General features: G+C 65.7%; 8 protein-coding genes. 3 read left to right on the top strand and 5 right to left on the bottom strand.

What is annotated here, in order from left to right; translation table 11 throughout:
* The first annotated feature begins 22 nt into the window (after positions 1–22).
* Positions 23–2,410 (top strand): TonB-dependent siderophore receptor, encoded by a 2,388-nt coding sequence (locus ACLEJU_RS26940; RefSeq protein WP_435424721.1) that lies wholly within the window; start codon positions 23–25, stop codon positions 2,408–2,410.
* A gap of 155 nt (positions 2,411–2,565) precedes the next feature.
* On the opposite strand, the gene ACLEJU_RS26945 is transcribed toward ACLEJU_RS26940, so the two are convergent.
* From ACLEJU_RS26945 to ACLEJU_RS26965, 5 genes are all read right to left on the bottom strand, one after another.
* The gene (locus ACLEJU_RS26945) at positions 2,566–3,189 is read right to left on the bottom strand and encodes a glutathione S-transferase family protein (RefSeq protein WP_435424720.1); all 624 of its coding nucleotides are present in this window, start codon (positions 3,187–3,189) and stop codon (positions 2,566–2,568) included.
* A 65-nt stretch (positions 3,190–3,254) separates the two neighbouring features.
* The gene (locus tag ACLEJU_RS26950) at positions 3,255–4,502 is read right to left on the bottom strand and encodes an aspartate aminotransferase family protein (RefSeq protein ID WP_435424719.1); all 1,248 of its coding nucleotides are present in this window, start codon (positions 4,500–4,502) and stop codon (positions 3,255–3,257) included.
* Positions 4,503–4,536: 34 nt separating this feature from the next.
* Positions 4,537–5,442, bottom strand: coding sequence for a LysR family transcriptional regulator (locus ACLEJU_RS26955; RefSeq protein ID WP_435424718.1), 906 nt, complete (start codon positions 5,440–5,442; stop codon positions 4,537–4,539).
* A gap of 61 nt (positions 5,443–5,503) precedes the next feature.
* On the bottom strand, positions 5,504–6,040 hold the full coding sequence (locus ACLEJU_RS26960; RefSeq protein ID WP_435424717.1) for a 2,4'-dihydroxyacetophenone dioxygenase family protein: 537 nt from the start codon (positions 6,038–6,040) through the stop codon (positions 5,504–5,506).
* A gap of 127 nt (positions 6,041–6,167) precedes the next feature.
* On the bottom strand, positions 6,168–7,580 hold the full coding sequence (locus ACLEJU_RS26965) for an amino acid permease (RefSeq protein ID WP_435424716.1): 1,413 nt from the start codon (positions 7,578–7,580) through the stop codon (positions 6,168–6,170).
* Between the two features lie 211 nt (positions 7,581–7,791).
* Here ACLEJU_RS26965 and ACLEJU_RS26970 point away from each other — a divergent pair, with 211 nt between their 5' ends.
* Together ACLEJU_RS26970 and ACLEJU_RS26975 are read left to right on the top strand one after the other, a co-directional pair.
* The gene (locus tag ACLEJU_RS26970) at positions 7,792–8,535 is read left to right on the top strand and encodes a sulfite exporter TauE/SafE family protein (protein ID WP_435424715.1); all 744 of its coding nucleotides are present in this window, start codon (positions 7,792–7,794) and stop codon (positions 8,533–8,535) included.
* Between the two features lie 79 nt (positions 8,536–8,614).
* Positions 8,615–9,340: a hypothetical protein gene (locus ACLEJU_RS26975; RefSeq protein WP_435424714.1), complete on the top strand. Its 726-nt coding sequence runs from the start codon at positions 8,615–8,617 to the stop codon at positions 9,338–9,340.
* The last annotated feature ends 167 nt before the right edge of the window (positions 9,341–9,507 follow it).

Genomic DNA, 9,507 nt, shown 5'->3' on the forward strand with positions numbered 1-9,507 from the left:
AACATAAAGGGAGCCTGTTTCAATGCCAGCCGTAACGCCATACCGCCTCATCCCGCTGGGCTTCGCCATGAGCCTGTTGCTGAACGTGCCTGCCTGGGCCGACGAGCAACCCCGCCGCAGCTACGGGATCCCTGCCGGCAGCCTGGGCGCCGCGCTGACCCGCTTCGCCGAACAGGCCGGCATCAGCTTGTCGCTGGACCCGGCACTGGTCAGTGGCCGCCAGAGCGGCGGCCTGGCTGGGAGCTACAGCGTCGACGAAGGCTTCCTGCAACTGCTGCGCGGCAGCGGCCTGCAACTGCAGCCGGTAGGCGAGGGTGCCTTTACCCTGATGCCGGCCCCGCAAGGCGCTGATGCCCTGGAGATCGCCCCGACCACCATCGTCGGTGGCCAGGCCTCGCCCAGCGATGTCCAGCCCTATGCCGGTGGCCAAGTCGCCCGCAAGGGCTCGCAAGGCCTGCTCGGCTCGCGGGACTTCATGGAAACACCGTTCAGCATGACCACCTACACCAGCGAACTGGTGAAAAACCAGCAGGCCCGCACCCTGGGCGACCTGGTGGCCAGCGACCCGTCGGTGCGCGCCACCAACCCGGCAGGCGGGCGTTTCGAGCAGTTCACCATTCGTGGCTTCAGCCTGTTCAACAGCGATGTGTCCTACAACGGCCTGTACGGCATCCTGCCGACCTATTCGATCGACATGGAAATGGCCGACCGCGTAGACATCCTCAAGGGCCCGAGCCAGCTGATCAATGGCATCTCGCCGCGGGGCAGCGTCGGCGGCGCCATCAACGTGGTACCCAAGCGCGCCGGCGACAAGCCGATCACCGAGTTCACCGGCAGCTATGCCTCGGGTAGCCAGGCCGGAGGGGCAGTGGACGTCGGCCGCCGCTTCGGCGAAGGCGATCAGTTCGGCCTGCGTTTCAACGGTGTGAAACAGTCCGGCGCCACCGAATGGGACCACCAGAGCGTCGACCGCGAAATGGCTGTGCTGGGCCTGGATTTTCGCGGCGAACGCCTGCGCCTGTCGGCCGACCTTGGCCACACGGAGCGTGACACCGACGCCCCGCAGGAACGCGTGCTGGTCGGCGCCAACGCCAAGGTGCCGGATGCCAGCGATGTGCACCACAACTACGCCCAGGCCTGGAGCAAGGCGCGCACCAACGACACCTTTGGCGCGCTGAATGCCGAGTACGACCTCAGCGATTCGCTCATGGCCTACGGCGCGGTCGGCGCCCGCAAGAGCAACCACGACTTCCTGCGCCACAACGTGTCGATCATCAACGACGCCGGTGACTTCACCGTACAGCCACGCGATTTTACCCGCGACGAGTCGGTGCGCACGGCCCTGGCCGGGCTGCGCAACTGGTTTCACACAGGCCCCGTCAGCCATGAACTCAACCTGGCTGCCAGCTACTTCTACATGGACTTCACCAATGGCGGCGCGCGCTATGCGTCGGCGCCAAGCAACCTGTACAACCCGGTCGCCACGTCAACACCCGGCACGCCGACGCGCATCGACCCCGAGGTGTACACCGAGAACCGTTTCTCGGGGGTTGCGTTGGCCGACACCCTCGGGTTCTTCGACGACCGGCTGCTGCTGACCTTGGGGGCCCGCTGGCAACGGGTGCAGGTGGACGACTGGAGCGATGGCGTGAAAGGCGACACGGCCTACGACGAGGAGAAGGTTTCGCCTTCGGGTGGTGTACTGCTCAAGATCACCGATAAGCTGTCGCTCTACGCCAACTACATGGAAGGCCTGAGCCAGGGCAAGATCGCCCCGTCGACCTCGGTCAATGAAGATCAGATCTTCCCGCCATTCATCAGCCGCCAGGTCGAGGTCGGCGCCAAGTACGACCTGGGCCGAGTCGCCTTCACTGCCAGCGCCTTCCGCATTCGCCAGCCGGCCTACGAGACCAACGCCACGTCACGGGTGTTCGGCCCCAATGGCAAACGCGACAACCGCGGTATTGAGCTCAGCGTGTTCGGCGAGCCGCTCGATGGCGTGCGGCTACTGGGCGGGGTGATGTACATCGACAGCGAACTGACCGATACCGTGAACGGTGCCTTCGACGGCAACCGTGCGCCGGCCACGCCGGAGTACAACGTCAACCTCGGCGCCGAGTGGGATGTTCCCGGGGTGAACGGGCTGACACTGACGGCGCGGGGCATTCATTCCAGCTCGCAGTACCTGGACCAGGACAACAGCAAGCAGATCGACGGTTGGGAACGCTTCGACCTCGGCGCGCGCTATGCCTTCAAGGTCGACGCCACCGAGGTCACCTTGCGTGCCAGTGTCGAGAACGTGATGGATGAGCGCTACTGGGCATCGGCGGGGGCGTCCGATGACAGTGAGCCGGGGCTGACCTTGTCTACGCCGCGTACTTACCTGCTATCCGCCACCCTCGGCTTCTGAATGTTAGACGCGGTCTCTTGTAGGAGCGGCCTTGTGTCGCGAACGGGGCGCGAAGCGCCCCCAGGATTTCAGCTTCGCCCATTCAACTGCCGGGGCCGCTGCGCGGCCCTTTCGCGACACAAGGCCGCTCCTACAAAAAAGCAGCAGATCAGCCATCAAGGCAGGCCGTTGCGGCCATGGGCAAGGTAGCCTGGCCGCTGGCTGAGGCGGTCGTAATAGGCACTCACGGCGGGCAACCGAGGGTGGTCTATCGGTGTGGCGAACCAGCGCTGTACCGACAGGCCGATGGGGATGTCGGCCAGGGTGAAGCGCTCCCCGGCGACGAACGCGCCGGTCGCAGCCAGTTGCCGGTCGAGGATGCCCATGTAGCGCGCCCACTCTGCGCAACCGGCAGCCAGCGCGTGAGCATCCTGGTGCGCGGGCGAGTGGCGCACCCGCGACATGAACGGGTAGCTCCACGCCCGGTTCAGGTCCGAAGCCTGCCAGTCGATCCACTGGTCGATGCGCGCCCGCGCCTGCGCTTCGCCGGGGTAGCAGGCCGCATCGCCATAACGGTTTGCCAGGTAGCGGATGATGCTATTGGATTCCCACAGCGTGAAGTCGCCGTCCTGTATCACCGGGATCATGGCGTTAGGGTTGAGCGCGAGGAATTGAGGGGCGTCGGTAGACTGGAAGCCGTTGCCCCAGTCTTCACGCTCGAACGGAATGTTGAATTCGGCGCAGGCCCACAACACCTTGCGCACGTTGATCGAAGAGGCCCTGCCCAGTATCCGCAACATGCCGTCATCCTTGATGGAGGGAGTGCTGATCGTCGATCAGCGGGCTCCCTCCGGTCAAGCGGGTTCTAGCGGCTGGCGAACTGCGCTGCGAGCTTGACCGCGGCGCGTTCAAAGGCTGCCTTCATCGCTTCCACCACGGCGTCGTCGTGCTCGAACGACAGGTACAGCCGCCCATACGGTGAAGGCATTACCAGCAACCCGGCTTCGCGCAGCGCCAGGTGCAGCGCCTGGCTGAACACCGCGCTGCCCACCGCCACTGCCTGCGCGTAGGTGGTCGGTGCCTGGCGCGACGGCCACAGGCTGAAGACATTGCCATAGCCGCTGGTGCTCACCACGATGCCCTGGGCTTCGAAAATCGCCTCCACCGCCTGGCGCAGCTGCTGGCCACGGGCGATCAGGCCGGGGTAATCGTGCTGGTCGAGTTGCGCCAGGGTGCTCATCACCGCCGCACAGGCCAGCGGGTTGCCGCTGAAGGTACCACCGCGCAGCACCTTGCCTTGTTCGAAAGCGTCCAAGACCTCCGGTTTGCCGACGATGGCCGACACCGGCACGCCATTGCCGATGGCCTTGCCAACGCTGGCGATGTCCGGGTCGAGCCCGGCCAGCTGGCTGGCGAGCCCGGCGTGCAGGCGAAAGCCCATCAGCACCTCGTCGGCGATCACCAGCGCACCATGCCGGCGGGCAACGTCCTGCACATGCTGCAGGTAGCCGGGGTCCGGCATCAGGCAGCCGGCGTTGGCCAGCATCGGTTCGAGGATGACGGCGGCGATGTCCTGGTCCTCGGCGAACAGCCGCTCGACGTCGTCGAAGTCGTTGAAACGCAGTAGTGTGGTACGGGCCGTGGCGGGGCGCTGGCCATCGGCGAACGCGGCCTCGGTGGAGCCGACATTGCCGAAGCTGACATCGTCGAACCAGCCATCGAAGCCGGCCGCCATCTTGGCGATACGCGCCCGCCCGGTGTGGGCCCGGGCGGCGCGGCAGGCCAGGTGCACGGCCTCGCTGCCGGAGTTGGTGAAGATCACCTTGCTCAGCGCGCCAGTGTGCGCGGCCAGTGCCGTGGCTGCGGCGTGTTCGCGCACATGGGCCCACGACGGCGAGGCGGAGTCGGCGAGGGCCGCGGCCACCTGATCATTGACCGTGTCGTTGGCGTGGCCGAGCAGCACGGCGCCGAAGCCGAGCGCAGTGTCGATGTAGCGGCGGCCCTGGTCGTCGTGCAGGTACGGGCCCTTGCCGTTGCGGATGAACAGGGCCTGGCCGTCGAGATCAGGCAGGATACGGGCGGCGCTGGAAACATCGCCTACGAGATTGCGCATGGGTACCTCGGTGTTCTGGTCGGGTGCTTGGGGCTCAGCGGGTATTCCACGGGCTCTGCGCGAGCTTGTGTTCGAGGAAGTCACGGAACACGCGGATACGCGGGCTGAGGTGCTTGCGATTGGTGTAGATCAGGTAGATCGGCTCGACGCTGTCGGCGCTGTACGCCTCCAGCAACGGCACCAGGCGGCCTTCCTGGATGTCCTGGCCAATGTGGAACTCCGCCAGGCGCACGATGCCGGCACCGCCGAGGGCCAGGTCGCGCAGCAGGTCGCCCTGGGCGAAGGTGGCCTTGGGCACCACCGGCACGGTCATGGTCTGGCCATCGACGATGAAGCTCCAGGTGTTCCACACGCTGCTGAAGCCGAAGGAAAAGCACGTATGCTCAAGCAGCTCGCCAGGGTCCGCCGGGGTGCCGTGGCGCGCCAGGTATTCGGGAGCCGCGGCGATAATCCAGCGGCTTTGGCCGATCTTGCGGGCGATGCGCGTCGAGTCGGGCAGGACGCCGCTGTGGATGGCCACGTCCAGGCCCTGGTCGAACTGGTCGGTGAATTGCGCGCCGACCTGGATATCCACGGTCAGCCCTGGGTAGGCGGCCAGGAACTCCGGCAGCCAGGGGATGATCTGGTGCTTGGCGAAGGTGGTCATGGTGTGCACGCGCAAGGTCCCGCTGACCCGGGTCGGGAAGGCCTCGGCCAGCGAATCGGCCTCGGCCATGGCATTGACCACCGCCCGTGCGCTGACCAGGTAGGCGCTGCCTTCCTCGGTCAGTGTCAGGCTGCGTGTGCCGCGCTGGAACAGGCGCACCTGCAGGCGATCCTCAAGCCGCGAAATCAGCTTGCTGATGGCCGAGGGCGTCATCCCGCAGGCCCGCGCAGCGGCAGAGAAGTTGCCGTGCTCGGTGGCCCAGAGAAACGCCAGCAGTTGCGTGTAGTTGTCCATGTTCCGCCTCCGGTGATTGAGCAGAAGACTGGCAGCGCGGCCGGGTGCTGGCAACCTGTGGTCAGCGAATGAACTGCTCGATGTAGTCGTCCGGCAGGCCCAGCGCCTTGTAGTGGGCACGGGCGCTTTCCAGCTTGGTGAACACATCCTCGTAGCCCACCGCCACGCCCTGAGGGTCCACGTAGGTGTAGCCACCCTGCACATGGAACCAGGTGATCATTTCTTCGACATCTTCCGGCACGAACAGGGTGTGCGTCTCGCCCGGTGGCTCGTAGGCGAACGAGCCTTCCTTGGCGACCCAGTCGTGCTCCAGGTAGAACCAGCGGCCCTTGAGCACCAGGGCATGTACGCCGCCGGTGTGGCGGTGGCGCGACAGCACGCCGCTCTGGCGCACCCGCAGCAGATTGATGTAGTAGCCGCCGGAGACGTTCAGCAGCAGGGGCTTGAACGACACCGAGGCGGTCACCGGTACCCATAGCTGGTCATCTTCAAGCCACGTGCCCAGCACGCCGGGGTGGACCATGTCGGGTGACATGAAGGGGACTTGCGGCAGTTGATAGGGGATGGCCAGTTCGTCGGGTTTGCGGGCTACGGTCATGATAGGTTCCACACGGGTTTCTTGGAGTGTCCGGGGCGGTCTGCCCCGGGGTGTCATCAGCTTAGGGGTGTGCTGCAGGCTGAAAAAGGCACTGGCCGGCACACCCGCTGTGAAGCGGCGTCACAGTTCAGGCGGTGGTGGGTTCATCCAGGCGCAGCGCGGCGCGCTGGGCCGAGAGCACCGGCTGGCGCTTCTGCAGATAGGCACCGATGGCCACCAGCACGGCGGTCAGACCGAGGGTGGAGAGCAGTTCTGCGCGCTGCCCCGGGAAGGCCGCCATGACCGCGAATACGCCGACGATGAAGGCAATGGTCAGCAGGGTCAGCCAGGGGAACAGCCACATGCGCACCTCCAGGCGTTTGCCCAGCGCCACCAGCTTGCGGCGCATGCACAACTGGGTGACGGCGATCACGAGGTACATCAGCAGGGCCAGTGCGCCGCTGGTGGCCAGCAGGAACTGGAACACCTCGGCGGGCAGCAGGTAGTTGGCCGCCAGGGCCGCAAGCGCGGCGCCTGCGGTCAGGGCGACGGCCAGCAGCGGTACGCCTTGCGCGGTGGTGTGCGAAACCGCCTTTGGGGCGTCGCCGCGCCGGGCCAGCGAGTAGGCCATGCGCGAGGCGGTGTAGATGGCCGAGTTCAGGCAACTGGTCACTGCCACCAGCACCACGATGCTCATGATGCCCGGCGCCCAGGGGATGTTCATGGCGTTCAGCACGGCCTGATAAGAGCCTTGTGCCAGGCCCGGGGCATTCCACGGGATCAGGCACACGACCACGAACATCGAACCGAGGTAGAACAGGCCCAGGCGCCACACGACGGCGCGGATGGCCTTCTTGATGTTGGCTTTCGGGTCTCGCGATTCGGCCGCGGCAATCGTCACCACTTCACTGCCCTGGAAGCTGAACATGGCGGTCAGAAGCGCGGCGACGATGGCCACGTTGCCCTTGGGCGCGAAACCCCCGTTGGCCCACAGGTTGCTGATACCGCTGGTCGACGAGCCCGGCATCAGGCCGAAAATCGCCAGCACGCCAAGCACGATGAAGGTGACGATCGATACCACCTTGAACAGCGACAGCCAGTATTCCAGGGTGCCGAACGAGCCGACGCTGAGGCTGTTGCAGCCGATCAGCACCAGGCTGATGGCAAAGGCGGTGAAGGCGTGGGGCAAACCCAGCCAGTCGCCGAGGATGTTGCCGGCGACGATGGCCTCGATGGCGATCACCAGCACATAGAACCACCAGTACAGCCAGCCGATCGAGAACCCGGCCCAGCGGCCGATGGCCTGGTCGGCGTAGGAGGAAAACGAGCCGGTGTCCGGCCGGGCCGTGGCCATCTCGCCGAGCATCTGCATCACCAGCACCACGATCGCTGCCGCGATTACATAAGCCACCAGCACGGCGGGCCCGGCCGCAGCGATGGCGTTGCTCGACCCTACGAACAGCCCGGCACCGATGACCCCGCCGATCGAGATCATCGTCACTTGCCGGCCTTTCAGGCCATTCCCCAGCTTGTCGTTTTGCATCTGTTGTTCGCCACGCATCGGCTCGCACCTCGGTTGCACGCTTGTTGTTGTCATGGGCCATCGGTGAGACGGCCTTGATCGCTACCTTATGCGGCAAACCGGCGGAGGATTAGGCGCTGTGGCGGCACAGCGGGTGTGACGAGCGTTCACAATGCGGGACGTGATGGCAGACATTCGCCCCCGGCTCTGGCAAGGTGGAACGCCGATCACACCAGGCTCGAGTCGCCCCATGGATGCCGTCTACCTCATCGCCCTCGGCGCCATCGTTGCCGGTTTCGTCCAGGGCCTTTCCGGCTTTGCCTTCGGCATGGTCGCCATGTCGTTCTGGGCCTGGGGCCTGGAACCGCGGCTGGCGGCGTCGCTGACCGTGTTCGGCAGCTTCGCCGGCCAGCTCATTGCCGTGTTCAGCGTGCGCCGCGGCTTCAGCTGGGCGCTGCTGTGGCCGTTCGTGCTCGGCGGCCTGGCCGGCATTCCGCTGGGGGTGTGGGTGCTGCCGTACCTGGACATGCTCTGGTTCAAGGCCGTGTTCGGCACGCTGCTGGTGCTGTGGTGCCCGCTGATGCTGCTGGCGCCACGCTTGCCACGGCTGCCGGGCAACCGTCTGGCCGATGGCGCGGTAGGGCTGGTGGGTGGGGCGCTGGGCGGAATCGGTGGCTTTACCGGCACAGTGCCTACACTGTGGTGTACCTTGCGCGGCTTCGAGCGCGATACCCAGCGCGCGGTGATCCAGAACTTCAACCTGTCGATGCTGCTGGTGACCCTGCTCACCTACCTGGGCACCGGGGTGGTGACCCGCGACATGCTGCCGGCGTTCGGCGTGGTGCTGCTGGCCATGGCGCTGCCAGCGCTGTTGGGTACGCGGCTGTACCTGGGGATCAGCGAGCTGGCGTTTCGCCGGGTGGTGCTGGGGCTGCTGACCGCCTCCGGGGTGGCCATGCTGATGGCGTCGCTTCCGGCATTGTTGAGCCGTTGAGCGCTTGCCTGGCGGCGCTTAACTTGGCACCCTTTGCGCCGCATCAATCCTCCGTGCCGTAACAGAAGGAAACGCACCGTTGAGTTGGGACAAAGTCGGCAAACGCCTGGTAGCCATGCTGATTGGCCTGATGGTCTTGCTGGTGGCTTATGGGCTGCTCAAGGACCACCCACGGCTCGACGCGACCCTGACTTACGCCTATCTCACCTATCCCAGCCAGTTCAGCGAGCGCATCAGCAAGGCCAACGAGCAGCTCAAGTACGAGCAGTTGCAGCCGCGCATCAACCGTATTGGCGATGGCGCATTGAACCCGTATCAGGTCGACAAGCTGATTGAGCTGGTCCAGGCACCTTATGCGCAACTGTTCGCCAAGCCCTTCGAGGCCGGGTTGGTCGATCACCGTACCGGCTTGCTGATCGACCTGCACAACCTTGGCGACAGTGACGTGCGCCAGGTGAAGATCCGCCTGCCAGCCAAGGGCCTGGTGCAGGTGCGCGATGCGGCGGGCAACGACACCCTTTACGAAGCGGCGACGGCGCAGGTGGAGATACCGGCCATCGAGCAGGGCGGGGCATGCAAGGTCTGGGTGTATTTTGATGCCGACTATTCGCAGATTCGCCAAGGCGGTATCAGTGTCAGTTTTGCCGGTGGCGAGGCGGATGTGCGGGTCTATCGCGAGTTCACCGGGTTCCAGGCGCTGGTGGCGCGCTACAGCCGCGAACTGGTGGGGCTGCTGGGTGTGTTGCTGCTCGGGGTAGTGGGCATGGGGTACGCCTGCCTCGCCCGGCGGCGGATGGTGGCTTGAGGGGATCGCCTTTGTTCTTGCAGCGCCTGTGAGATCGAGCGCCGCCCGCGCGGCGATCGATCTCCCAACTGTCTCTTCTCCACATCTCCTAGCCCACGAGACACGCTCATAAATCTGGGGGGGGGGGGGGTGGGTGGGGGGGGGGGGGGGGGGGGGGGGGGGGGGGG

This window comes from Pseudomonas sp. SMN11, from assembly GCF_052041945.1.
GTDB lineage: Bacteria > Pseudomonadota > Gammaproteobacteria > Pseudomonadales > Pseudomonadaceae > Aquipseudomonas.